Below are 24809 nucleotides of genomic sequence, written 5' to 3'. Positions count from 1 at the left end.
CACATCGGAGATCACCCATGGCCGCGCCGACTTACGACTGGGCGCTGAAGCTCGTCCTGGCGCACGAGGGAGGGTATGTCGATCACCCCGACGATCCCGGCGGGCCCACCAACCTGGGCGTGACCCTCGGCACGCTCTCGGCAGTGCTTGGGCGGCCCGCCACCCGCGCTGACGTTCGGGCGCTCACGCTCGCCAAGGTCGCCCCGATCTACCGCGCCCGCTACTGGGACGCGGTGCGCGGCGACGACCTGCCGGCGGGCCTCGATTATGCCCTGTTCGACTTTGCGGTGAACAGCGGGCCGGCGCGGGCAGCCATCGCGCTGCAGCGCCTGGTCGGCGTGGCGGATGACGGCGTGATCGGAGCGGTGACCCTGGCGGCGGTCGCGCGGACGGATCAGCGCTGGCTCATCAACGCGCTGTGCGACAGCCGCCTGGCCTTCCTGCGCTCGTTGAAGGGCTGGCCCACCTTCGGAAAGGGCTGGACCAAGCGGGTGGCCGGCGTCCGGACGGAGGCGCTCGCCCTGGTCACGGCACCGGCCGTCGTGACCGCGACCACCATGGTGCGGCCTGAAGTCGGTGCGCCGCCGAAGGCGAGCACGGTGCGGACCGGCGGCCTGCTGCGGGCGCTCAAGCGCCTGTTTGGCGGCAGGCCGGCCTGAGTAGCAGCCTACAGGCTGCGAAATCAGGACAGGTAGCCCGCTGCTTGCAGGTCCTGGTGGATCGCCTCGTAAAGCCGCTGCTTCTCGTCATTGTCAAGATGAGGCGGCTTCAGCGGTGTCATCTCTGGAAATGGATCAGCATCCTGCATTTGGCGGATAGGGTCAGGTTTGCTCTGCGCCGGGCGCCACCCGGAGATGAATTTCGACACACGGACCGTGAGCTGGCTGGGCATGGGCGTCTCCTGCCGCCCACTCAAGCATGATTTGCACCAGATCTGCCAGTTCGCGCGCTGATTGGCGCGTGACCCCTCCCGCGCCGGCCGGGCCTGCCGCGCAATCTCAGGAGCCCTCCATGAACAGCGAGCAGCTCACCTCACTCCTGCGCACCCTCCTCCAGGTTGCCGGCGGCATCGCTGTCGGCCGCGGCTGGATCGACGCCGATACCGCCACCGCGCTCACCGGCGCGATCCTCACCATCCTCGTGACCCTGTGGGGGCTGTACGCCCGTCGAAACGCCGCCCTGGTCGCCGCAGCCGCCAAGGTGCCCGAGGTCAGGACGATCCTCGCCGATCCGGCGACCGCGAACGCCATCCCGAGCGCCAAGGTCCAGCCGGCGCCCTGAAGAGCCAGGAGGCCAGCATGCATCTCCCGGGTACCCACCACACCGTCTCGCATCCGGCGGGGCCGTACAGCTCGAACCGCCTGTTCGAATGGGCCATGGCGGTGATGATGCTGCTGATCGCCCTGACGCTCGCGCTGCCAGGCGACACCCTGGAGCGCGCCTCGCTCAAGCCGATCGCGGACCTTGGCGTCGGCGAGGGCAGCATGGCCTTCTTCTTCGGGGCGGTGGGCGTGCTGCGCATCACCGCGCTCTACCTCAACGGCCACATCAACAACGGGCTGGTCCGCCCCAACGGAGCCAACGTGCGGGCGATCTGCGCCGGCTTCGGGGCGCTCATCATGGGCCAGCTCACCCTCGCCCTGGTGGTGGAAGCCGTCACCGCCTCAGCGCCATCCTTCGTGATCCCGGTGTTCGGGACACTGACCCTGTTCGAGGCGCTCTCCTGCTACGTGGCACGTCTGGATGCGGTCGACCGCAAGTCGCGGCTGGGCCAGGCGTTAGTAGCCCTGGAGCAGGTGGGCTGACATGGAACACCTGATCGCCTTGCTGCCTCTCCTGTCCTCCATGCCGGTGCTGCAGGTGATTGTCGGCGGGCTGGTGTCGGTGGTCTGCGTCGCGATGGTGCTGCGGGCCAATCGGGACAAGGCTGAGGCCCCGCCACCGGCGCCCGGCAGCCTCGCGGACGGCCCGCTGCTGCACTTCCAGGGTCCGGCGGCGCTGCTCGACCTCCAGCGCGAGATCCGCGACCTGCTGCGCCAGGGCACGGAGGCCCAGAGCCGGATCGCGGAGTGCGTGCGGATCATCCGCGAGGAGAGCCGACGCCAGACCGAGATCCTGGACCGGATCGAGCGCGAGCAGGCCGTGCAGGGGCGGGCCAACCGAGAGCACTGAGCCCTGCGTCAGATCCTTGATCGCACCGAGCCCGCCCGGCCCCGCCACGGCGGGCTTCGTCGTTTTCGCGTCTCGAGCTTCGGGCCCGGCGGTTCCAGCGCCGGGGCCCCGCTTGCGCGGGGCGACCCGCCCACGAGGAGCAAGCGGCTCACCTTCGGGCTGAGCTGGCAGGTTTCGGCATTGCGAGAGGTGATACAGGAAATCTAAGGTCAGAAACCGGCGAGCGCGGTCGCGCGTGACGGGCGACCGAGCTTCGATCTGAACGCCATGAGCGTCGCATGAAGCCCCCTATGCAGCAACTCTGATGGAGGGCATACGTCAGCCTGTGCTGCCGCACCGCCCCTTAGATGACGAAGTCGAACCTGCCGAGGGGCTGATCTTCAAACTTTGTGATGCGCATCAACAACCGCGCATCGAACTCACGGTCCCGCTGGTTCTGTTGTTCTCCCGGAAAATAGAGCTGGGTCGTCAAGACACGATCGTTCGGCCGTTGCACTTTGAAATGATAGTGGCGCGTGCGCGTCCAATAGGCCGCCGGCACGATCGTCGCGAACCACCACATGCCGTGCTCGTTGCTGAACTGGTGGCCGCGCAGCTTGAACCCCACATTGTCGTATCGGCCATCATCATCGGCATGCCAGAGCTCAATGAGAGCGCCCGGAACCGGACGGCAGGCTTCGTCACGCACGAAGCCACCCAGGAAGATCCGATCACCGCGTCCGACGTCGGCGGCGAGATCGCGCTTTAATGGTGATGACGGCCGAAAATAGGGTCCTTCCGGATTGGCAATCGTTCGATGCGCAACGCCGGAGCATTCTGGCGTGAGCGCCAGCCGCTTTCCTTGCGCAAGCGCGGGCGGTGGTCCGAGCGAGAGCACCGGCACCGTGGCCAGCGACGTCAGGAGGCTGCGTCGTGTCATTGTCATGGTGTGATCCTCGTCTGTAATTACCCACGCCCTGTAACGGCGGGGTCAGGCGCCGACAGTCCTGAGGATAATGCCGAAGGCGCCAACCCCCGAGAGGCGGGCCGTGTCCACGACAGTGCGCACCGCTGCCTCGCCTGGAGGCCGATCGGTCCGGTGCCGGTCGACGCTCCCGCGCAGGTGTGAGCGCGGCTGACGCGATCGGCGCGGGCAAGCGCCTGCCGGCTCGGAGGCCGACCGCCCGAGGGGCCGCAACCTCCTCGGCTCGGCGCTTCGGGGGCCTCACCGCGGGGCTCGGGAACTTAAATTCCCAATTTTCGACCCTGGCCATGTGCCCTGCGACGGCGTGGGCGGAATCCTCATCGGCAAAGGCCCGGTTCGCTCCGGGCCTCCCTGTCTCAGCGGCTACTTGCCCGATTGGAGGTTCTTTGCGCCGGGCGACGATCCGGAACCCGCATCGTTCGGTCCCGTGCTGTTCTCAGTGCCGGAGCGGCTCGTGGAGCCGGTCGTATCGGTGTTGCCCTTGAAGCCTGCCGCATTCGGCGGTCCCTGCATCCGGCCGCTCTGCTGCTGCATTTCACGGCCTGGCGCATTGCTGGACGCACCCGGGCTGCCCGTGTTGTCGGCGGCCCAAGCTGTGCTCATCGCCAGCGTGCTCGCGGCGACCGCGAGTGCCAACGTCCTCATAGCGATCTCCTTTCGCGCCTCCCCAAGCCGCCTGTTCAGGGCGGCTCTGGCAGTAACGCGAGATGAGCGATGCTGTTCGGCGAGGACCTGGACGTGGAGCAAGAGAAACCCGCCGCGGCAAGACCGGGCGGGTTGGAGGTTCGATCTCAGGTTAGGAGACATCAGCAGAGGAGCACAGCTTCCCGCACGGCGGCACCCGCCATTTTGGGGAGAGCAGGCTCGTCCGTCGCAAGACGCGACAGGTAGCCCAGGCCCTCTGCTCACGCCACTTCGCGGATCTCCGGCCTGAAGCCCTGCTGCCGGCGCAGCTCGTGCAGGATCTCGCGGTTCACCTGCTCCATCTCGCGCAGGCGCTCCTCCATCTCGTTGATGGTGCGGTTGCCCGTGTTCTGGAGCAGGAACACCATCAGGAAGGTGATGATGGTCGTGCTCGTGTTGATCACGAGCTGCCAGGTATCCGAGAAGCTGAAGTATGGCCCGGACAGCGCCCACACGATCACGGTCGCGGAGGCGATCATGAAGGCGTAGGGGCTGCCGAGGTTGTCCGAGATCCAGGCAGCCAGCACCTCGAAGCGGTTGGTGATGAACTTGGTCATGGGGCTCTCCGTGCGACCGGCCGCCAACAGGCCAGGGCAGGAGAGCTGAGCGATCAGCCTCTTGCGCGGACCCGCGGCGGCACGGTCTGTCGACTGTCGCTAGACATCAGGGGTGTCCGTGGATGGAGCCGGCGCCCGTGGGCCGGCGAAACCGCCTGTGCGCTCCTCGCGGGAGGATTGCAACCCTAAAACGCCAACCGTTGGGAGATCGATAACGGGTTCAGAGTGCCGGGGGTTGTTCTCGCCGGACGAGCTCGCCCTGATGAAGCGGTACGCGGACGCGGTACAGGCGACGCACATGCCGAACGGAACCCAGCTGCCGGACGGAGGTCGATCCGGGGCTCTGGCGCGGCAGGTGATGAACCTGATCTCGGGCGCGATCGGCTACAAGCTGGCAGGGCCAGGCGGCGGGGCAGGGGCCTATGGGCTACGGATGGGGAGGGCGGGTCGGCTGGGTCGGGCGCGCCCGAGAAGCTGACCTTTAGGGGGAGTTCGCCGAGCAAGGCCGCGGAGCAAGCCGAGGCGTCGCGTAGGCTATCAGAGATGCGCTCGGCCCCGATCGAACTGCCAAAGCTACCGGCGGCGGCTCGGGGCAGTCGCTCCCAATTGGGCCTGAAGTTATGAAGAGGCAGAGGTATGCCAGAACAGGAAAAGATGCGCGAGGGTACGCGCTATAGTGTCGAGAACGGAGACCAGATGGGTTTCAACTTGCGGCAGTACCTATCAGGGATCGTTCAGGAAGCCAGACAGTTCGATCGCAAAACTTCCGAGACTCGGGTCGGTCGGGTCGAGGTCCAGGGAGGAACGGCGGCAAAGTACGAGATGATCGTGCGCCGGGTCTGATAGGGTAGGGCGGTCAGCGGTACTGTTTCCGCGTGACGTCGTGCAGCTCGATGTCATCGAGAGCATACGCCAGCTGATGATCGGGCATCCGCTTGGATCAGAGGCAGGACACCGCAGACGTTACTTGTATGGTCTGGGGAGATTTGCAGGAAGCTGGATTGGATCTGACGGACAGTGTCCGGTTTGATGTAAATCAGCTCTGGTCGCGAGGCGCTGGAACCGGGCCGAGCCGGCATGCATGTGCCGTCTCGGCTGAGCCCCGCGGTCAAGCCCCATGGCCGCGCAGCGGGGCACCGCAGGCGCCGGGCTTGAGGGCGGGGCTCGCGGGCGAGGGACGCTGGTAGAAGCCGTTGATCGCGACCGATGCAGACACTGTCTGACGGGTCAAATCCAGACTTTTACAGATAATTTCACCTCGGCTGGCGGCTCTGCTCGACCAGCCCCGCGGCGCCCTCGGCCTGAGACCTCCGCCCCCCTTGCCTGCATCGGGCGCGAGATGCCGCGGCGCCGGCAGACGAGGCCGGCATCGCCGGTCCGGGCATAGAGCTCGACCCATCCCGTGCCGTCGCCAGATCCATAGCCGTCTCCCGCCCCGGCTGAGGATCTGATGGACAGCGCGTGCCGCGCTGCCCACAGCTACGACAGAAGGCCAGATCAGCCGGACACTGGGGCGGTGAAATTGAAACGATGTCGCCGGACCTCACAACGAAGTGCACGAAAATGTCCACTTCAGCGACACTCGTTGCTGACGCACTCCACCGCTGCCTCGGCCGTACCCCTCACACTTGATACTCCCACCATGTATGACTAACGACAGTCCAAAGCCGGTTGTTTTCCGCGAGTCGCATGCCACACCCTGGAACCCACGATACGACGCTGGTCGCACTCTCTGTGCTGATCGCGGTGATCGCCTCCTACACCGCCCTTGATCTCGCCACGCGCATCCGCGCGTCCTCCGGCTGGGCGGCCTATGCGTGGCTGGCCACCGCCGCGCTCGCGATGGGCGGCGGCATCTGGTCGATGCATTTCGTGGCCATGCTGGCCTTCAGCCTGCCAGGAGTGGAGGTGGGCTATGATCTCACCCTCACACTGATTTCGCTGGCACTCCCGATCGCCGTGACGGCGCTCGGCTTCTTCGTTGCGAACCGAAGAGAGACGAGTCCGCTCGCCTTGGCAGTCAGCGGTCTCGTCATGGGGCTCGGCATCGCCGCCATGCACTACACGGGCATGGCGGCCATGCGCATGCCTGCCGACCTGCGCCACGACCACCTCTGGGTCGCGCTCTCCCTGCTGATCGCGATCGGAGCCGCGACCGTCGCCCTCTGGCTCGCCTTTCAGATCGTCAGCTTCGGCCAGCGGCTCGCGGCCTCGGTGGTGATGGGGCTCGCCATCTCGGGCATGCACTACGCCGCCATGCAGGGGGCGGTCTTCACGGCGCACGCGCCGGTCGACCACGCCCAGGGTGTTGCCAGCCTCCACCAGACCTACCTCGCCCTCTGGGTCACGGGAACGACGCTCCTCATCCTCATCCTGGCGCAGATCGCTGCCGTGTTCGACCGCCACTTCGCGCACCGCGCCGAGCGCGAAGCGGCGGCCTTGCGCGAGAGCGAGGAACGCTTCCGCCTGCTGCTCCGGAGCGTGACCGACTACGCCATCTTCATGCTCGACACCGAGGGCCGGGTCGCGAACTGGAACGCGGGCGCCGAGCGCATCAAGGGCTACAGCGACCGCGAGATCGTCGGGACGCACTTCTCCCGCTTCTACACCCAGGAGGATCAGGCGCGCGGGCTGCCTGCGGACGCTCTCCGAACCGCTGCGAGCGTCGGCAAGTTCGAGCAGGAGGGATGGCGCGTCCGCAAGGACGGCAGCCGGTTCTGGGCCAGCGTGGTCATCGACCCGGTGCGGGACCAGGACGGCCGCCTGATCGGCTATGCCAAGGTCACCCGCGACATCACCGAGCGCAAACAGGCCCAGGACGCCCTGGAGCAGGCGCGTGATGCCTTGTTCCAGGCCCAGAAAATGGAGGCGGTGGGCCAACTTACGGGCGGCGTCGCGCACGACTTCAACAACCTGCTATCGGTCGTTCTCGCCAGCCTCGACGTGCTCAAGAAGCGCCTGCCGGATGACCCCAAGCTGCGGCGGCTGCTCGACAATGCCGAGCAGGCCACTCAACGGGGAGCGGCCCTGACGCAGCGCATGCTCGCCTTCGCCCGGCGCCAGCACCTGAAGCCGCAGGCGGTGGACCTGGCGAGCCTCGTGCACGGGATGTCGGACCTCCTTCAGCGGTCGCTCGGCCCGACCGTGCAGATCGAGACGCGCTTTCCCCTGAGCCTCCCAGTGGTGATGGCTGACGCGCACCAGCTTGAACTGGCGCTGCTCAACCTCTCGGTGAATGCGCGCGACGCCATGCCCAAGGGCGGTGCGATCACCATCTCAGCCTGCGAGGGCGACCAACCCTCAGACCTCGGCGGAGGCCGCTACGTTTGCCTTGCTGTGGCTGATACGGGCCATGGCATGGATGAGGCGACACTGGCGCGGGCGCAGGAGCCGTTCTTCACCACCAAGGGGATCGGCAAGGGCACCGGCCTTGGTCTCTCGATGGTGCATGGGCTGGCCGAGCAGTCGAACGGGCGGCTCGTGCTTAAGAGCCGCCTGGGCGAAGGCACGACAGCGGAGATTTGGCTGCCGGTCGCCTCGGTCGCCGCCGAGGAGGAGAAGTCGGTCGACGTGGTGCCGCTCTCACCCCAAGCCATTCGCTCGCTGAGCGTGCTCGTGGTCGACGACGACCTCCTGGTGCTGGAAAACACGGCCGTGATGCTGGAGGACTTGGGCCACCGCGTGATGAAGGCCCGCTCCGGGCAGGAGGCGCTCGACCTGCTGGAAGGCGCTCGAATGCTTGATCTCGTCATCACGGATCAGGCGATGCCGAACATAACGGGACCGCAACTGCTTGAGCGGATCCGAGCCGTCCGCCCGCAGGTCAGAGCCATTGTGGCGACGGGCTTTGCCGAGGGTGGCTTGGACGACTGGAGCGTCGTGCGGCTCAGCAAACCGTTCGACCAGGGGACGCTCGCGCGCATGATCCACTCGGTCATGTACGCGTCCGACGACAGGCGGGTCGTGAGCCTCCGTCCGCGGGCTGGTTGATCGTGGTCAATCTGGTGCCATGCGGCGGTCCGATGGTTGAACGGGCCAGACCGTGATCGCGTCCTCGTACTCTGCAAGGCACGATTTTAGATACTCGATCTTCATGATCGCCAGCTCAAGACTGTCTCTCAGGTCGGCTACGAGTGCTAAAGGCTTAGGTCAGTTCGGTTCGAACTGCCTCCAGTTTCGCCTCTGCGGCGAGTTCCCGTGCGGAGAGAGCGACAGCCTGCCACCGCGACAGCACGGCGGCTGCGCTCCTAATGGCAGCACACCTGCGCTTCGGGCACTCGTCGGTCTGAGCAGGGTACATCAGGTGGCGGGATCTTCCGGCCGTTCTCGTTGTAGGCTCCGCGGGGATCGCGGTGCTGTCTCATAAACGGGGAGATGCACCAGGCCAGTTGAGTGTTCGCCAGGGACTGCTATGCTCTACACCGCAGCTCAAAACATAGCACGGCAGGGAGCACGCGATGTCGGCGCTCGACGCGTACAGCGTATTTTGCCGGAAACACAAGCCAGGGGTGCGCTGCGCCGTCCTGCAAGATTGGCCCGTCCCGGACTTCGTCCGAGGCGACGCATGGGACTATGTGGGCACCATCTACACCACGGACCCGCTGCCGCTCGGCTTCAAACCGAAGGCGGCCCGAGAGGGGATGGAGCGCAACGGATATTACCTCTTTCAAGTACTCAACGCCTGAGATCAGAACGCCCGGTGGGCTCGCCTTCCGGGCGCTTGCCTCATCACAACAGATCAAGTCACATTGCCTCATCAGCGCCGATCGCCCAAGCTGAACCCGCCACTGACTCGCTTCGTGAGCACGGCAAGCCGATACGGACGGTTGATCTCATTGAGCCCGCCCGCGCCAAGGGCGCCCGCGTCAGTCAGAACAGGATGCCGTTCACGCAGATCGATTGTTGCCGAAGGCGGCCGTTTCCATCCGCCCATGATGGCCTTGAAGCGGCAGCGAGGCGCTATCGGGTGATCCCCCGGCCGTTCTTGTCATAGGCCCGGCGCGGGTTGCGGCGCCTCACGGCTTAACTCGCGGGGTCAGCACGCAGATCACGCGGCCCTCCGTGTAGATAGGATCAGCGGCGCCCCTGATGATGAAGGGATCTGCGTCGGCGTTGTTCCACAGGATCATCGACAGCGTGCGTGGAAGGCGCTGCCGCAGCTCTGGGAAGTCCGTCGCCTCCTGGTTCAGCCACCACATTATCCCAGCCGCGTCCTCGGGCTGGACGTCCCTGTCCTTAAATATCCTAACGTCAATGTCCCCAGGATTGGGATCGCCGCGGACTGTCGACCCGAACAGGTAGATACGCTGCAGGCAGGTGCCACCTTCGTCGGCCCATTGGTTCAGGATCCTGACGATCGCGTGCGCGTCCTCGGTCACACCGGCCTCGCCAGCAAGATCGCGGTCCTCACCGCCTCCAGGCGATCTAGAGCGGTGTCCGAGCAGCTTGAATCAGTTGGGGTTTCGGCGCGGGCCTGGATGTGATTCGATGCGCGGCTTTCCGATGAGGAGAGCCGGATGCCCTCAGCCATGTCCGCCGATCTGCGCGAGCGGGTTGTTGCCGCGATCGAGGCCGGAGCTTCGCGCCGGGAGGCGGCGCGGCGCTTTGAGGTCAGCCCAGCCAGCGCGGTGCGCTGGCACGAAGCCTTCGTGCGGGAGGGGCGCACCCGCGCCAAGCCGATGGGCGGCGACCAGCGCTCACATGCCATCGAGACACAGGCTGATCTGATCCGGAAGCCTGACGAGGCGCAGCCTGGGTTGTTCCTGCGCGAGCTGCGCGCCCAACTGGCTGAGCGCGGCCTGCGCGTCGGGGTGAGCAGCTTGTCCCGCTTCTTCAAGCGTCACGGCATCACGCGCAAAAAACTAGGACGGCAAAGTTCGCTGTTTGCTAAGCGACGGGTGTAGGAACGCCTGAAGGGAGGCGTGCCCTGTCTCGCACCCAGGCCCGGATCCCGAGCGGATCCTGACCCCGGTGCGCCGGCTCTGTCCGGCCTGCAGCCGGCCCATGCGGATGCGCTACGAGAACCGACGCACGCTGGTCACGCTCACCGGCACGGTGCGGCTGCGCCTGAAGATCCGGCGCTGCGAGACCCAGGACTGCGCCCGCCTCCACAAGCCCTACCGCCCCGAGGCCGAGGGCGCGCTGGCCCTGCCGCAGCACGAGTTCGGCCTTGATGTCCTCGCGCTGGTGGGCGCCTTGCGCCCCCGCGAGCACCGCTCGGTCCCGGAGATCCACGCCCTCCTGCGCCGCCGCGGCGTCCCCATTGCCGAGCGCACCAACTTGCTCGACCGCTACGACGAGGTGCTCGCCACCCAACTGGCCGATCCGCGGCACCTGCGCGGGCAACTGGCCGGGCAGGATCGGATCATCCTGGCCCTCGACGGGCTGCAGCCGGACGTCGGGCACGCGGTGCTGGGGGTGCTGCGCGACTGTCTCTCGGGCACGGTGCTGCTGGCGCGCAGCCTCCTGTCGGGTGCCGCGGACGACCTGACGGCCCTGCTGCGGGACGCCGTCGCGGCCGCCGGCCTGCCGGTGGCCGGCGTGATCAGCGACGGCCAGCATTCCATCCGCAAGGCGGTGGCTCTGGTGCTGCCGGGTGTGCCCCACCAGCTCTGCCACTTCCACTTCCGGCGCGAGGCCGCGCTGCCGATCTTCGAGGCTGATCGCCACGCCAAGCAGGAGTTGAAGCAGCGCGTGCGCGGCGTGCGGCCAATCGAGCGGTCGGTGGAGGGCCGCACCGATCCGGAGGCGCAGGTCGTGCGCGGCTACGCGGCCGCGGTGCGCAGCGCGATCACGGACGACGGCCGCGCGCCCCGCGACGCGGCGGGGCTGCGTCTGAAGCGGCGTCTGGAGAAGACGGCGGGCAGCCTGGAGCGCGTCGCCGCCAAAGGGGGGCGTCGCGCCCGCTTTCGCGGCTCAAGCTCCTGATCGATCGAGCCCTCGCCGACACGGCCGCGCTCTGGCCGGCGGTGGAACAGGGCTTCGTCTGCGCACACGCCGCCGCCCGCCTGCTGGCCAATCCCGCGCGGGAGGCGGGCGCCAAGGTCCGGCGGCGTTTCGACGGGCTGCTGGCGGCGATGCAGCGTCATCGCCACCGCGTCGACGGGCTCGGCGCGGTCCTCGACCACTTCCGCAAGGGGGCGCACAGCTACCGACCGGGGTTGTTTCACGCGGCCGACGTGGCGGACCTGCCGCGCACCAACAACGCCCTGGAGCAGGTGTTCGGCTCGCAGCGCTACCACGAGCGGCGCGCCACCGGGCGCAAGACCGCCTCGCCCGGCGCGGTGTTGCGGGGCCCGGTGCGGCTCGTGGCCGGGATCCGCACGCGGCTCAAGCTCCTATCCGGACCTGACCGCGGCCAAGTCGATCCGGAGCGGTGGCAGAACCTGCGCCGCTCGCTCGATCGCGGGCGCCAGGCCCGCACGGCACGAACCCGGTTCCGGCACGATCCCGAGGCTTACCTCATGGCCCTCGAACACAAGGCTAAACAGCTGATTGTGCCGTCCTAGTTTTTTTGCGCGTGATGCCGTGACGCTTGAAGAAGCGGGACAAGCTGCTCACCCCGACGCGCAGGCCGCGCTCAGCCAGTTGGGCGCGCAGCTCGCGCAGGAACAACCCAGGCTGCGCCTCGTCAGGCTTCCGGATCAGATCAGCCTGTGTCTCGATGGCATGTGAGCGCTGGTCGCCGCCCATCGGCTTGGCGCGGGTGCGCCCCTCCCGCACGAAGGCTTCGTGCCAGCGCACCGCGCTGGCTGGGCTGACCTCAAAGCGCCGCGCCGCCTCCCGGCGCGAAGCTCCGGCCTCGATCGCGGCAACAACCCGCTCGCGCAGATCGGCGGACATGGCTGAGGGCATCCGGCTCTCCTCATCGGAAAGCCGCGCATCGAATCACATCCAGGCCCGCGCCGAAACCCCAACTGATTCAAGCTGCTCGGACACCGCTCTAGGAGACGGCCTGGACGATGAGCGTCGCCTCGAAATGCCGGTCCTTGAAGTCGCCGTGGGCTTGGCGCTTCAGCTTAAGGGCGAGGGCAGTGAGGATCATGGGCCGGCTCCGGGTCGGAGGCGGCAAGCTGGGCGAGTATGCCTAATGGCTGGTGAACGTCACCGCGTTGGCGACAGGCCCATCCGGTCGACGCCTGACGGTACGCAGTGTCGACAGTGGACCGCGACCGGCCTCGCCTTGAGCTGGACGCAGGCGCAGGAGCTGCAACGCGTCCTGCCGTAGGCCGGCGCCAAGATGCCGAAGTGATACTGAGGGTGGGTTAGCGCTGCCCACCGGGCTGTTGACTTGCTGCACGGTCGCCACAACGGGTACCGTCAGCCGCAATATCATCAGGGCTCCGGCAGTTGCTGAAGCGGGATAGTCCTGGCGCAGGTCCTTGAATGAAGGTCGGGGCGGCTGTGGCGGCTGTCCTTCTCAGTGCATGTCCAGCTAATGTCGGGAATTCGCATCCATGATATGGACAGCCAAATGATATTACTTGCCCATTTTCGTAATATGTATTGATCTGTTTGCCAGACTGCTTACGAATCGGGTTCCCATTCTCATCTTCAGCCTTAAAGACAAGCACATCGAGCTTTGAAAGTAACTTGCGGTTTTCTCCCATTAGAATGATGTTCGTTCTACCCGGAGCTTTAGCCGTAACTGCAATTCGCCGATCTGATATGATGGCTACGTCCGCAATACGGCTTTCCCCAACCAAAACGTCAGACATAGGCTCTGGAACTGCAAATATTTCCACGCTACCAGCGTTAATGCGCAATATGTCCTTGGGAATATTAACAGGCTCTTGAGCAAATACTGCGCTGAACGAAAGTGCCGTAACCAATATCGCAATCAGGCCCACTTTGCCCATGATCGATAGCCTCCCCAGGCGAATTAAGACGCACGTTCCAAAACGCCAGCAGCGCCTCATGGTTCTCCCTCACCCACGTATAGCGCGGCGATCTGGATGAGAGCGCGTGTTGCCTCATCCAAGAACGCTCCCGAGCCGATCACTCGTTGCCCTCACGCCAATGTTCCCGAAGGCACGGCTGCTGACGCCTCGGCCGGCGTGGAGCCGAGGACCAGTGAGGTGGCGATCTCGCCGCGCCAGCAACTCGCCGCCGGTGCGCAACGGGTCTGCTTCGAACCACTCCCGCAGCTCCTCGGTGACCGCCACCAGCGGGTCCGGCCGTCGCCGGCCCCGCTTCGGCTTCGGCTGGGCCTGCGCCGTCGGACGCACCTCCCCGGTTTGCCAGGCTGTGCGCAGCCCGGCCAGGAACGCCGCGATCGGCAAGGGCTCCACGGGTGTGTCGGGCGCAGACGGCTGATCCGCGATCGCCACCAGCGCCTGCTGCCCCGCCCGGATCTCCGCCAACAGGCGCACCGGATCAAGCGGAGCCCGCAAGACCTCGACCTGCTCGCGCACCTCAGCCGAGAGGCGCGGATCAGCGAGAAGTCGATCGCAGGGCGTCAGCGGCGCATGGTACCGCTTGCGCACCCGCACGCCCTCGCGCTCCTTGTCCGCCAGCTTGAAGGAGGGCTGGAACGCGTTCACGAACAGCCGCACCGTCGCGTAAAGGCGCGCCAGTTCTCTTGCCGCCGCCAGGCCCTCAAAGCGCCGATAGCCCACGATCCGACGTACGACCGCGCCGTTCTTCTGCTCGATGTGAGCTTGGTCGTCCTTGCGATAGGGCCGGCAGCGGGTGAGCACGATGCCTTCTCCGGCAGGAGTCTCGCACCGTCTCGTTCATGAACACTGAGTCGTGATCGACATCGAGGCCCAGCAGCGGAAAGGGCATCAGCCGACGCAGCTCTCCGAGAACCCCCACCAGCAGCGTCTGCTCGCGCATGAGCAGCGGCGCACACTCCGTCCAGCCGCTGGCGATGTCGGTCAGCACCAGCGTCTGCACGAAGGCGCCGCTGACGCTCGGGCCGGAATGGGCGACGAGGTCGGCCTCGACGAAGCCGGGCGGCGGGTCGCCCCAGTCGGAGAAGGTCCGGACCGGGATCAAGCGGCGCAGCGCCGAGGTAGTCCCGCGCCGAGGCAATCCGCCAGCAGCCCGCTCCCGCTGCGGCCGCAGGGCCCGATCGATGCTCGCCGCGCTGATCGCCAGGAGGGCGGCCTTGATCTCAGGGGCCAGCGCGAGACGGCCGTGGCGCTCCATCGCGGGCAGGAGGGTGGGAAGGAGCGCCTTGAGCCGCTTGCCGCAGATCCAGTCGGCGGCCTCCCAGAGCACGATCAGTGCCTCCCGGACCGCCTCATCGTAAAGCCTCCGGCGCTGGCGGACCGCCGGCTTAGGCCCGGCCAGCTCCGTCCGAAGCAACTGAATCGCGTGCTTGCGACGGAGGCCGGTCACGGCGGCGAACTCATCGAGGATGCGCGTCTTGTCCGCACGCGAGCTCCTCCGGTTGCTGGCCGCCACGGCGGCCAGCAGTTCATTGCGCGTTGCCATGCTCACCCGCCTCACCATCGTCTCCACCGCCGCCCTGCGGTGGGGAGCAAATCAGATGACGCAACGACCCAGCGTCGGGGAGCATTTCAGGCGAGGCAATGCGTCCGGCGCGAGAAGCGGCTAATGGCTGGTGAACGTCACAGCGTTTGCGACAGGTCCGTTCCGCGGCGAGCACCGCCTAGCGAGGACCCACCGCGGCGAAACTTCGCTACATTCAGCTCAGATTCCGCCCACAAAGCGAAGCTGACGATCATGTGAAAAAAAGCGTTAATGCAGTCACCAACGCTATTTTGGCGCCTTCGTTTGAAAAAGGATTCTAAGCTAAAGATTGGACGCTTTCGCGCGGCTTTGATATGCTATCGATCCTGCATATGAGCTTGCAAAGCCTGCCAGTGTAGCGCTAAAGAGCTTGGCCGACTTTCCGGGTGTAAACGGCGGCGAATTCGTCCTGGTAAATGAGTACCCATCGAGCAGAAGCACCGATCTTGGCCTGCGCCTTCGATTTGGATTTAACTAACGCCCAAGTGCATCCGTATCTGTCCAAAATACCATAAAATTCATCTGCCGTTTTGCTTTCCTCGGCTGCAGCCAGAGATTTAAAAAATCCGCCACCGAATAGCTGATCGCTTCGACCGTCGATAAAAGTTTTATAACCTTGAGATATAAGATATCCACCAAAATCATAATCGTTAAATACTGGACCGGAAACTCCAGCGGCCATGGCCGCGGCAAGCGCGGCAAAAGGCGTATTCTCTGCTTTAGGTTTTGGTGAGATATAAAAAGTGACCACCGCCGTCGTGCTAATCAGAGCGGCAAGTCCGAGGGCAGGTTTAATCCTACTATTCAATCTGCCTTGGAACTTCCGGGCTCTCAGAGCCGGAAAATGATGCACGAGCGGACCAACTAACGACATTGCATCCACAATCGCAAAAAGGCCAGTAAAGCGCATATGACGGATCATCAGAGAGCCGATTGCCGAGATGAGCAAAATTCTCCAAAAATTCCGCCGCGGCGAAATTAACAGGATGCCAAGACTCCCAATAAGTGCAGCCGCCGCACAGATCCCGATAAGATCGAATTCCAGCGGCTGCCATTCGCTGATGTAATGGACGGCCTCGTTGTCTCCGAAGAGCTTGAATGTGATGAAAAGCGGCTCGTAGCCGTACGGAGTAATCCCAGTGCTCGCAAGGGCTGCAAGGCCGAAGGCGCCCCACCGTGTGGCGACGCCTTGGCGCGCCGATCTTTCAGCCGTAGCAATCGCCTCCAATCCGAACAACGAGGCAACTACGAAGGCTATGGTGAAGCTCGCGTGAAGATTTGCCCAAAGTGCGAGAACAGGGATAAGCCAAAATGAAGGAGATGTGTTTTTTTCCCGCGCACTGATGAGTCCGCCGACCCAGAGTATAAGAAGCGGATGGAAGAAAATCAGCGGCCTTGCTGTAAATCCATAGCATGATAAAATTATTACTGCGAATATAAGATCAAGCGAAACCGTCATTTTAACACGACGTAAGAACCAAACAAGTAAAAGAGATAATGATGAAGCTATAGTTGCGGCGGTTACGAAAGCAACTCCGGACCATCCAGCGATCGCGTAAGATCCATAAAGAATGAGCTGTGACAACCATTCCTTGGCAATCCAAGGCGATCCCGCAAACGTATGGGACAATTCATCGGTCCGCGGAAAAATGCCCGTGCGCCAAAGGCGTTCACCAACAGCTATGTGCCAGAAGGTATCTGGGTCCTGGAGCAGCCGTTCAGACGCTGCGAGCAGAAGTGTGAGCAAGCTGAAGAAGAATATTGTGACAGGCAGTACATAATTTCTGCCAGCTGGAACCCGATGCTCATGCGTCGTCGAAGCGAAACTCAGGTCATGATGCATAGTTGGCCTCAGGCATACTCCGGTATTGGGGCTGAAGAAAATGGGGGGTATGCCGCAGACGCAACGAAGGATGACTCGGCAGCTTTTGAGAAACATTGATCCACGACATCCATTCGGCTGCGGTTTGACCGAGGCAGTGAAACACGGGCTATCGATTGGATGCGGCGAGTGCCATCGTCGCGTCACGACCAGCCTACTATCTGAGGCATTGCCAAGCAGGGTATGACAAGCAGGTCGAAAAGAATTCTGCGTGTAGTATCATATTAGCCTCATCGCAAGCCATCAAGGCAGATGGACTTGATTGTGATCGCTGCGCGTTTGTGCCTCGCGAAATACCAAAAGTTAACGAATAATGCATATAGTTAAGTAATGGATTACCTCCTGCCCGCGGCTAGGTACTGTGCTCCTGCCGGTATCTGCTTGAAGATGCTCTGGATGCGGCAGGCCAAAGGTGAAAGGCTCGGAAAAAGCAGAAAGTGTTCGCTTTCGATTGAGTGAAGCGAGGCGTTCCTGAGAAGATTTTTCGCATGCGAAGCATCCAGCAACTCTGCATCGTGGTCGAATGGGCAGCGGGCAACTGCTAACCGAGTCAGCGGATTCCAAGGGTTGTGCTCAATCATAATCACAAGTCCACCAGGACGTGTCACGCGGCGCATTTCGGCGACCAAGTTATCGCGCTCACTTGGTGGCACATGATGTATAACGCAGACTGCAAGAACAGCATCAAAGGATGCGCTTGGCCAGGGAAGGTTGCCTTTTGAGCAATGCCTATAATCCACGCCGGGATTGTCATGCCGTGCCCGATCGACAGCCTCGCGTGATGTATCTGCCCCTGCCAAGCGGGAAAGATATGGTAAAATCAACGGGTGCATAAGACCGACGCCGCAACCTACGTCGAGGAGTTCCGGTAGTTTGTCGCTAAAATGTGTGGAAAAGAGTTTAGATAGAACCATAATTTTGGCCTTGAGAAAAAATTTGTGCTCAAGACCTGAAAAGCCGACGGAATTCTGAACTACATCTTCATAGCTGACGCTGTAAGCATCAAAAGCTTCGCTCATTGTACGACGCTCGCTGTTGCATCGCTGCAGGATTTTGTAGCATCAGAATTTCGTATGAGAGCATAGTTTGAGGAATGCAGGATATTATAATGTCGGCCGGTATAGATAGGCAACTCAGCGTCGAATCCAATGGATCGAGCAACAAAGTAGAGCGGTCTGGCTTTAACTTCTGCGTGGATTCGACCGATATAAAGTCCAACTACACCAGTCAAAACCAAATGAATACCTGAAAGAAATGAAAGTATTACAATCGTAGAAGCCCATCCGGCAACAAGATCAGCATTGTGCATCGCCAGCCAGAGCACATAAATCCCATAAAGTAGTGCCCCAAACGATACTGCCGTACCTATCCATAAAGCAAGTCGCAGAGGGATATCTGAAAAGCCGACAATCGCGTCAAAGGCAAGGCGGAGCATTTTCCACCAGCCGTACTTTGTCGTGCCCGCGGCACGTGGTGGCCGGTGAAAGGGGACGGCCGTCTGTCGGAACCCCATCCAACCGAACATGCCGCGTACAAATCGGTCACGTTCAGGCATTGCGCGAAACGCCTCGAGCACTTTTCGGTCAATAAGGCGAAAATCTCCGACGTTCTCAGGAATGTTAACAGCAGTGAGACGGGTCAGCAGCTTGTAGAAAGCCTTCGCGGTCGCGAGCTTGAATCGACTCTCGCCGATACGGGTCATTCGCTGAGCATAGACGATGTCGTAGCCCGCGCGCCACTTCGCTACCAGCTCAAGAGCGACCTCTGGTGGATCTTGAAGGTCGGCATCCATAATGATCACTGCGTCGCCCACGGCCGCTTCCATTCCTGCTGTGATGGCGACTTGATGGCCGAAATTACGCGATAGGGCCATGTAGCGGTAGCGCGGGTCATTTTTCGCGCGATCAACAGCTATGATGCCTGTGGCATCACGACTTCCGTCGTCAACCAAGATTACTTCCGCAGGACCATCCAGGCAGGGGAGAAGCGCATCGAGCCGGCTGAAAAGAAGCGGCAAGACTGCTTCCTCGTTATAAACAGGGATCACGAAGCTGTAGAGATGCGGCTTCGTCGAGCTGCCTATCACGTGCTGTACTCCTCGACAGCGGCTGCGAATAGGATCTTCGTCCACTTGCCTTAGGAGGTCAAGCTGGGAGCAAAACTCAGTTAAATTTGGGAGTGCGGCTTGTTCCCGTTGCCCTGTGCCACCTTTCTCAGCATCAGCAACGGATCCCTCTTTGGCTTCTTGCCGTAGACCCACAAGACAAAGCTGCGCTTGGGAAGAAGCTGCTCATTCGCCTGCGAGCGGTAGGATGTCCCGGCCTATCCCCCGCCGGCGAAATTGAACTTTGTCAGCCGACCGGGTCGCTGCCCCATTGTGGCGAGCTGCGTCCATCGGGATCACCGAGCAGGCGGAAGACAAACAGTGCGTCACGAATGCAACTTAGCGGCCTGTACCCTAAATCGCCTGGGAGAGTCTGTGTACTAACGGTACAGCTTTACATTCTGAAATATTTTTGCGTCAAGTGCCGTGACTTCCCCCGTAAACTCACCGATAAGTTGTCGATCGCTCGCTGCTCCGGTAGTATTTACGGGTTCCGTGATGAAGAATTTGGCGAAGCCCGCGACGGGTATATTGTCTGCATTGGCACCATTGCCCATCAGAGTCGCGTTTTCCGTGCAATTAATAACTGCAATGGGCAGAACGCGTCGACCCGAAACCGCATTGGTAGTTCCCGTACACAGGGGCTGTCCGTTTTCTCCGGTGGAACTGGAGTATGGCGGAGGAGCAGTCCAGTTATTGAGCACTGTCCCGCGCGACCAGTCCGTAACTTTGCTGTTTATAATCTCATATCTATATATTTCATATCGGCTAAAAGTTGTTGAATTGGGATCTCCACAGACTCTGGCCTGACCGAACTCGTTAGCTGTAGGTCGTGGTGTTGTATGGTGGTTGAAATCCCAATAGCCTTGACAGTCCCATTTGCCGTCACCCATTGCGCCACCGCTTGCGAAATTGGTGAACGTGCTATCTTGCGGAAGCGCCAAGGCCCTATCGGTGTCCGGCTGAGCGTTGCACCAATTGGCGCTATTGGAGACCCGTCCTTTTCGGACATTAACGTCCGGGACATGTGTCGCGTCTGCGCCGATGTCGAAACGCGTGTTGAACCCGGCCAGTGCGCTCTGCTTGGCGCCCGTGTTCAAGCTGACATAGCCGTCGCGGTAGCAGGTCTTGGGCGTAGTGCGCGATATCCAGTCCTGGAGATTGCTCGCGCTCACATTGTTGTCAGGGGGGACCAGCCAGCCGAAATGTCCAGGGCTGGACGTTCCATCGTTCAACAGCTTGAGCTGGCGCCGCGCTTGGCCCGGTGTAGCCAGAGCGGTTGTGAGGTCGATGCCCGTGCCCTCCCATGGGTTACACAGATACACGGGTGGAATACTGCAGATGCTCTGGTTCATGCCCGCTACGCTCTGCGCACCCGATGTGAAGGTGTTGGCTAGAGCAGAGTTGACGAACGATGCTGGAAAGATCGTATTGAGCGTGATCGGAGACGCATCAACGATCACGAAATGCGCGTCCGAATCCGCCGTGGCAGCGGTCCCACCAGTCGGGAGTTGACTGGCGACCGGCAGCGTCCGCTTGAACTGAACCGTGACCTGAACCGGTGCAGTAACGCCCATCCCGGAGAGTCCGTTCGAGAGGAGATTATCGATTGCCGCTTGCGCTCGCGCTCTGGCCCCTGCCTTGCCATTGAGTTCGGCTGCGCCGGCCAGGGCCAAAGCGTCGGCGGCAGCCTGCATTTGTGTCTGCAGGCTCATGTATCGGATCCCGTCCAGTCCAAGCAGGGACAAGCCGGCAATAACAACGAGCATAATGCTGACATAGGGAAGCATGATCCCGCGCGAATCTGCCCACAGGCTCCGGCACTGCGACAGAAGGCTGTGCATAAAGGACCGTGATGGGCGGACCACCAAGGGGAAGGGCGTCTCCTTGCTTGCGCTCATGCTCGGCCTACTGGGCACTGGAGGATAGGGCTTCGCCGGTCACCGTGGTCGTGAACGGGCCCAGCGTCTTGTTCGTGAGGCCCAGCAGGCTCCCGAGAAAGAAAAACTGGAACTTGAAAGCGGCGGCGTCGGGCGCCTGCAAGAGCGAAACCGACACGGTCGGCTGAGGCCCGTCCGGCCGATCCACGTAGCCGAGCCCGGTCTGCGTGTACACGACCTGGACGTTGCTCGGCGTGAGTCCCGACAAGAAGTTGCACATGCCGGCGTAGTACCGTGTAGCCGACGCCTGACAGCTGGTGGCGCCCGCCGTGCGACCGTAGACGAGAGTGTTCATCGCCGTGGCGTTGTAGGAGATGGTGGCGCCGGCACAGGCGGCACCCGCGCAGGTGCACGACGCGGTGGAGCCGCTGCAGGTGATCGTGAAGGCCGGCATTGGATCGCCGGGATTCACGGTGCCCACGTTGATAACGCTCGTGCTCAGGGCGTTCAGCCCGCTCGCCACCGGGTTCGACACGGCCGCAAGGCGGGCGCCGGCCGCCACGGCCTTCGTCGCTGCACCCCACTGGTAAGACAGAAGCCCGTAGTCGACCGCACCGAGCAGGAAGGTCGTCAGCAGGGGGATCAGGAGCGTCGTTTCCACGAGAACCCCGCCGCCGCAATCGCGCGCCCACCGGTGCAGTAGCCGCCACATCACAGAGCCGACCCGCCGGTGGTTCGCTCCGAATGCGAGACGCTGATCGTCGGAGCCGTCATGCCGAGGGCCTGGAACAGACCCAGCGACGCTTCGGTGAAACTCGTGCTCACCGTCACGACGTAGCAATACCCGGGAGTCAGTGGGCAATAGTAGCTCCCGGAGCTGTTGGAGATTTGGCTACAGGAAACCGTCACAGCACTTGAAGACCAGCTCGTGACGCGCGCAGATCCACCCGAGATGCTGCCCGTCGTTGCCAGGTTCTTGGCATTAGACACGATCGTGGAGTTGTTGCAGGGCGTCACCGAAGCCGCCGCGAGATACCGGGCCGCATCGCGCACTCCGACCGCAACCAACTGCTGCTGCTGAAAATACCTGGAGAACTCAAACAGGCCGAGAAACAGCACTAACAACACAGGGACGACGAGAGAAGCCTCCACCAGAGCGGAGCCTTCGCAGGCGTTCCACAGTCGAAAGCTGACGAAGCGCGACCACATGAGTGCCAAGTTACCACGTTGATCGAGTTTTGGGAAGAGTTGCTTGTGCCGTCCGATGACTTGTAGGTAGCCTTTATGAAGCATCGTGGTCGTCCGATTGCCCCCAGGGGGTCAGACCGACCTCTCACGTTGTTCAAGAGCAGCCGAAGGGATTGCATGGGTGCTGGAGGACGTGCAGGTCGCGTCAACGCCCGGCAGCCAGTCGGCACTTTGGCACATCGTTGTCACTACCGCCGCGGTCCCCGGGCAGCAGGCCGACACCCGGCCGAGGCGCGCCGCGGAAGCCCACTGTTGTGTCGTCTGCAGGCGGCGGGCCTGAACGTCCACTTGTTTACGAACTCGCCGCGCAGGCGACCTTGCTCGCGCCGATCGAACGCGAGAGACACGAGACCGATGCCTCGGAGAAACAGCATGACAGTCTCTGTGAGGTGAAGCCTGCTCCCTGAGTTCGGTACTGCCAGCGCCATGCCGCTCTATGTGGGTTGATCACCACCGAACCGCCGAGGGCACTCGCTTTGTCTACCGCCGATACTTCTGCCGCACAGCGTCTAGCAGTGCCAGGTTGTTGACGATGAGTTGATTTGTCGGGTCAAGCTCCGCCGCGCGGTGAAAGCGCGCGGCCGCCTCGTTGAAGCGCCCGCGCAGCATGAGAGAGTATCCTTGATTGTTGAGCACGGACGCGTTTGGCCCACCGAGCGCCAACGCCTGGGCGTAGGCTCGGTCCGCGAGATCGAAGCGTTTCAACCTGTCGTACGAGGCTGCGAGGCCGATCCAAGAGTCGATGTCGCCCTGCTTACGCTCGACAGCGTCTCGGAAGTACCGCTCCGCCAGTGCGTAGTTGCCCCGGTCAAACTGTACGATGCCGAGACGATCAGGCTCCGTTGAGGTGACGTACACATCGTCGACCGGCGCCGCGGCCCCCGCTCCGCTCAAATCCGCATAGTGGCATCCTGTGAGGCCAATCAAGAGCCCGATCAAGATGGCGGCTTGCCTAAGATTACGCATACCGAGGTCCTAACTCCGACCGAGGACTGCAATTATTCGGATAACAATCGGCACCATCACGACGATCAAGATCACAGGAAATATAAACGCTCCGAGCGGCAAAACGATCTTGACCGGAAGTGCATTGGCCTTCTCCTCAGCTCGCATCATACGTTTGTTTCTCATTTCATCGCTGTAAACCCGCAAAGACTGGGAAATATCGGTTCCAAGTTCGAGCGACTGTTGAAGCAGGATGGCGAAGGACCGAGCTTCGTCGATATCCAGTCTCTCTGCCAGGCCTTGTAGGCCATCCACGAAGCCACGACCGTTGCGCAACTCGCTCGCCATAATGGCAAGATTGACTCTCAGCGCTCCGCTCTCATCCATCTCGGAACCGACACGGTCGAAGGCCGCTTCCAAGCTCAATCCGGCGTCGACACAAACGACGAGAAGATCAAGCATGTCGGGGAAAGCTGACCTGTAGGCTTCTTTCTGCAGACGTTGCCGCCGGCTTACGAAGGCGTCCGGAATATAATAGGCGAGCAACAGCGATCCTGAAACAAGGGCGAATTTTGTCAAAGAACTTAGATCGCTGCGGAATGCAAACATCGCACAGGCGCAGATAGGCAGGGCGAATACCAAGGTCAACTTGGTAAAATTAAAGTATTCAACAGCGTTTGGATTAAAGAACCCGCCGCGAAGCAGATCAAGGCGTTGGCGCTGGATCGTGCTCTCGTTAACGCCGAAAATGGCTTCCAGACGGCCTTTCCGTTCGGCGGGAAGGTAGGGGGTGTGCTCGCGTTCGGACGTGCGCCGGGCGGCGCGCATGCGCTGGCGCACGGTGCCGCGCTGCCCCACATAGGTGGTCGATAGGTACGTGAGCGCCGCGACTGACAGGAACACAGCGGCCGAAACCATCCAGAAGAGTTCGCGTTGGCCCAAGGGTCAAATCCTGAAGTTCACTATGCGGTACAGGACAATATTGCCGATTATCAGCATGCCTCCGGCAACGGTGAGAGCTAGATCGAACAGTGGATTCCCCCAAACAGAACCATAGTAATCTGGATTAAGGAGCGTGATGAGACCTGCTAGCAGAAACGGAAAGAGGCTCAAGGCTAGGGCGGACAGGCGGCCCTCCGCCGACAACGCGCGCACTCGCTGTCTGAGCCGAGCGCGCTCGCGCAGCAGCGTCGCAAGGCGGGCCAGGATTTCCGCTAAGTTGCCGCCCGTTTGCGCCTGAATGGTCACAGCCGTCGCGAAGAAGCGCAGGTCTTCGAATCCCACCCGACGATATAAATTATAGAGCGCCGCCCCGACGTCGCGCCCGTAGCCGATCTCATCCGCCGTTATGCCAATTTCAGAACCTGCAGGGTCCGGCATTTGCTTGGCGGCCAATGTAAAGGCGACGACCAGCGGATGACCTGCGCGCAAGCTTCTGACCATGATCTCGAGGAGTTCCGGGAGTTGCTCTCCGAACGCAGCAACCCGCCGACGGCGAAGATAATACATGGTCCCGATCCCGCCCGTACTGGCGCCGAGCAGGGCCAGCAGCATTCCGACAGGAACGGACCGCACCAGAGCGTAAGATCCGGCCCAACAGAGAGCGAAAGCCGACGCGGAGGTGAGCGTGATTGCCGGAGCGGCACTCGCGCCGCCTGCTTGCGCGAAAATCGTCGTGAGACTGCTGAGGAGACCAGAGGCGTCGCTTGGCGAGGCCTTGCGACGCAAGGGCTCCAAATAGGGCTTATAGGTCCCATCCTCAATGGCCGACAGGCGCCTGTTGAGCCGTCTTCTCGTAAAGACACCACGTCCAAAGAACAGAAAACCGAACTGGACAGTCAAAAATACTGCCGAAAATATTAGAAAATAAATCAGCCAGGGTTCGGTCATGGCG

General features: G+C 62.5%; 23 protein-coding genes and 5 pseudogenes. 9 read left to right on the top strand and 19 right to left on the bottom strand.

Annotated features, from left to right (window positions below; translation table 11 throughout):
• The first annotated feature begins 17 nt into the window (after positions 1–17).
• The gene (locus MNOD_RS12395; RefSeq protein ID WP_015929239.1) at positions 18–659 is read left to right on the top strand and encodes a glycoside hydrolase family 108 protein; all 642 of its coding nucleotides are present in this window, start codon (positions 18–20) and stop codon (positions 657–659) included.
• 23 nt (positions 660–682) lie between these two features.
• Here MNOD_RS12395 and MNOD_RS12390 read toward each other — a convergent pair whose 3' ends face one another.
• Complete coding sequence (locus tag MNOD_RS12390; RefSeq protein WP_015929238.1) at positions 683–892, bottom strand: hypothetical protein; 210 nt, start codon at positions 890–892, stop codon at positions 683–685.
• Positions 893–1011: 119 nt separating this feature from the next.
• Between MNOD_RS12390 and MNOD_RS12385 the strand changes: the two genes are divergently transcribed.
• Genes MNOD_RS12385 through MNOD_RS12375 form a run of 3 tightly spaced genes read left to right on the top strand, consistent with a single transcriptional unit; the run spans position 1012 to position 2172 of the window.
• Positions 1012–1281: a Pam3-gp28 family putative phage holin gene (locus MNOD_RS12385; protein WP_015929237.1), complete on the top strand. Its 270-nt coding sequence runs from the start codon at positions 1012–1014 to the stop codon at positions 1279–1281.
• Between the two features lie 17 nt (positions 1282–1298).
• The gene (locus tag MNOD_RS12380) at positions 1299–1805 is read left to right on the top strand and encodes a hypothetical protein (protein WP_015929236.1); all 507 of its coding nucleotides are present in this window, start codon (positions 1299–1301) and stop codon (positions 1803–1805) included.
• Position 1806: 1 nt separating this feature from the next.
• Positions 1807–2172, top strand: coding sequence for a hypothetical protein (locus tag MNOD_RS12375; RefSeq protein WP_015929235.1), 366 nt, complete (start codon positions 1807–1809; stop codon positions 2170–2172).
• A gap of 343 nt (positions 2173–2515) precedes the next feature.
• Here the strand turns inward: MNOD_RS12375 and MNOD_RS12370 are convergent, their stop codons facing one another.
• The 3 genes from MNOD_RS12370 to MNOD_RS12360 form a co-directional block, all read right to left on the bottom strand.
• Positions 2516–3097, bottom strand: coding sequence for a dioxygenase family protein (locus tag MNOD_RS12370; protein ID WP_015929234.1), 582 nt, complete (start codon positions 3095–3097; stop codon positions 2516–2518).
• Between the two features lie 402 nt (positions 3098–3499).
• Positions 3500–3772 (bottom strand): hypothetical protein, encoded by a 273-nt coding sequence (locus tag MNOD_RS12365; protein WP_244424719.1) that lies wholly within the window; start codon positions 3770–3772, stop codon positions 3500–3502.
• 269 nt (positions 3773–4041) lie between these two features.
• Positions 4042–4377 (bottom strand): low affinity iron permease family protein, encoded by a 336-nt coding sequence (locus MNOD_RS12360; RefSeq protein WP_015929232.1) that lies wholly within the window; start codon positions 4375–4377, stop codon positions 4042–4044.
• A gap of 636 nt (positions 4378–5013) precedes the next feature.
• Here MNOD_RS12360 and MNOD_RS12350 point away from each other — a divergent pair.
• Positions 5014–5220 carry a hypothetical protein gene (locus MNOD_RS12350; protein WP_015929231.1) on the top strand — a complete coding sequence of 69 codons (207 nt, stop codon included), beginning with the start codon at positions 5014–5016 and terminating at the stop codon, positions 5218–5220.
• A 413-nt stretch (positions 5221–5633) separates the two neighbouring features.
• On the opposite strand, the pseudogene MNOD_RS45680 reads toward MNOD_RS12350, so the two are convergent.
• A pseudogene (locus MNOD_RS45680) lies at positions 5634–5829 on the bottom strand (hypothetical protein); the annotation flags it as partial.
• 237 nt (positions 5830–6066) lie between these two features.
• Here MNOD_RS45680 and MNOD_RS12345 point away from each other — a divergent pair.
• Complete coding sequence (locus MNOD_RS12345; RefSeq protein WP_015929230.1) at positions 6067–8367, top strand: MHYT domain-containing protein; 2301 nt, start codon at positions 6067–6069, stop codon at positions 8365–8367.
• A 467-nt stretch (positions 8368–8834) separates the two neighbouring features.
• Positions 8835–9062 carry a hypothetical protein gene (locus tag MNOD_RS12340; RefSeq protein WP_015929229.1) on the top strand — a complete coding sequence of 76 codons (228 nt, stop codon included), beginning with the start codon at positions 8835–8837 and terminating at the stop codon, positions 9060–9062.
• A 330-nt stretch (positions 9063–9392) separates the two neighbouring features.
• Here MNOD_RS12340 and MNOD_RS12335 read toward each other — a convergent pair whose 3' ends face one another.
• Positions 9393–9755 (bottom strand): nucleotidyltransferase domain-containing protein, encoded by a 363-nt coding sequence (locus MNOD_RS12335; protein ID WP_015929228.1) that lies wholly within the window; start codon positions 9753–9755, stop codon positions 9393–9395.
• Between the two features lie 138 nt (positions 9756–9893).
• Between MNOD_RS12335 and MNOD_RS12330 the strand changes: the two are divergent.
• Together MNOD_RS12330 and MNOD_RS43090 are read left to right on the top strand one after the other, a co-directional pair.
• Positions 9894–10238: pseudogene (locus tag MNOD_RS12330) on the top strand (IS630 transposase-related protein); the annotation flags it as partial.
• A 142-nt stretch (positions 10239–10380) separates the two neighbouring features.
• Positions 10381–11885 (top strand): ISNCY family transposase gene (locus tag MNOD_RS43090; RefSeq protein ID WP_085984975.1). Its coding sequence is split into 2 segments (ribosomal slippage): positions 10381–11272 and positions 11272–11885, totalling 1506 coding nucleotides; the frame shifts between segments, so codons are not numbered across the junction.
• Between the two features lies 1 nt (position 11886).
• Here MNOD_RS43090 and MNOD_RS12315 read toward each other — a convergent pair.
• The 13 genes and pseudogenes from MNOD_RS12315 to MNOD_RS43075 all read right to left on the bottom strand — a co-directional run.
• A pseudogene (locus tag MNOD_RS12315) lies at positions 11887–12231 on the bottom strand (IS630 transposase-related protein); the annotation flags it as partial.
• A 91-nt stretch (positions 12232–12322) separates the two neighbouring features.
• A pseudogene (locus MNOD_RS46430) lies at positions 12323–12421 on the bottom strand (IS6 family transposase); the annotation flags it as partial.
• A 220-nt stretch (positions 12422–12641) separates the two neighbouring features.
• Positions 12642–13235, bottom strand: coding sequence for a pilus assembly protein N-terminal domain-containing protein (locus MNOD_RS43085; protein WP_198157601.1), 594 nt, complete (start codon positions 13233–13235; stop codon positions 12642–12644).
• A 231-nt stretch (positions 13236–13466) separates the two neighbouring features.
• Positions 13467–14835: pseudogene (locus MNOD_RS48965) on the bottom strand (transposase); the annotation flags it as partial.
• Positions 14836–15217: 382 nt separating this feature from the next.
• Entirely contained in the window at positions 15218–16699 is a 1482-nt protein-coding gene (locus MNOD_RS46425; RefSeq protein WP_015929221.1) for a hypothetical protein, read from the bottom strand.
• A gap of 374 nt (positions 16700–17073) precedes the next feature.
• Entirely contained in the window at positions 17074–17757 is a 684-nt protein-coding gene (locus MNOD_RS41425; RefSeq protein ID WP_015929220.1) for a class I SAM-dependent methyltransferase, read from the bottom strand.
• Positions 17754–18824 carry a glycosyltransferase family 2 protein gene (locus tag MNOD_RS41420; protein WP_015929219.1) on the bottom strand — a complete coding sequence of 357 codons (1071 nt, stop codon included), beginning with the start codon at positions 18822–18824 and terminating at the stop codon, positions 17754–17756. Before MNOD_RS41420 ends, MNOD_RS41425 begins: the two co-directional genes overlap by 4 nt.
• Before the next feature lie 398 nt (positions 18825–19222).
• Positions 19223–20611 (bottom strand): pilus assembly protein TadG-related protein, encoded by a 1389-nt coding sequence (locus MNOD_RS43080; protein WP_280113477.1) that lies wholly within the window; start codon positions 20609–20611, stop codon positions 19223–19225.
• 139 nt (positions 20612–20750) lie between these two features.
• Positions 20751–21383 carry a TadE/TadG family type IV pilus assembly protein gene (locus MNOD_RS12295; RefSeq protein ID WP_198157599.1) on the bottom strand — a complete coding sequence of 211 codons (633 nt, stop codon included), beginning with the start codon at positions 21381–21383 and terminating at the stop codon, positions 20751–20753.
• A 50-nt stretch (positions 21384–21433) separates the two neighbouring features.
• Positions 21434–22015 (bottom strand): TadE/TadG family type IV pilus assembly protein, encoded by a 582-nt coding sequence (locus MNOD_RS12290; RefSeq protein WP_015929216.1) that lies wholly within the window; start codon positions 22013–22015, stop codon positions 21434–21436.
• A gap of 435 nt (positions 22016–22450) precedes the next feature.
• Entirely contained in the window at positions 22451–22936 is a 486-nt protein-coding gene (locus tag MNOD_RS12285; RefSeq protein ID WP_015929215.1) for a tetratricopeptide repeat protein, read from the bottom strand.
• 9 nt (positions 22937–22945) lie between these two features.
• Entirely contained in the window at positions 22946–23857 is a 912-nt protein-coding gene (locus tag MNOD_RS41415; RefSeq protein ID WP_015929214.1) for a type II secretion system F family protein, read from the bottom strand.
• A gap of 3 nt (positions 23858–23860) precedes the next feature.
• On the bottom strand, positions 23861–24805 hold the full coding sequence (locus MNOD_RS43075; protein WP_015929213.1) for a type II secretion system F family protein: 945 nt from the start codon (positions 24803–24805) through the stop codon (positions 23861–23863).
• Positions 24806–24809 lie beyond the last annotated feature (4 nt).

It is taken from the genome of Methylobacterium nodulans ORS 2060, assembly GCF_000022085.1.
Classification (GTDB): Bacteria; Pseudomonadota; Alphaproteobacteria; order Rhizobiales; family Beijerinckiaceae; genus Methylobacterium; species Methylobacterium nodulans.
Note: the sequence above shows the minus strand (reverse complement) of the source record. Positions and strands in the feature narration are given on the sequence as shown.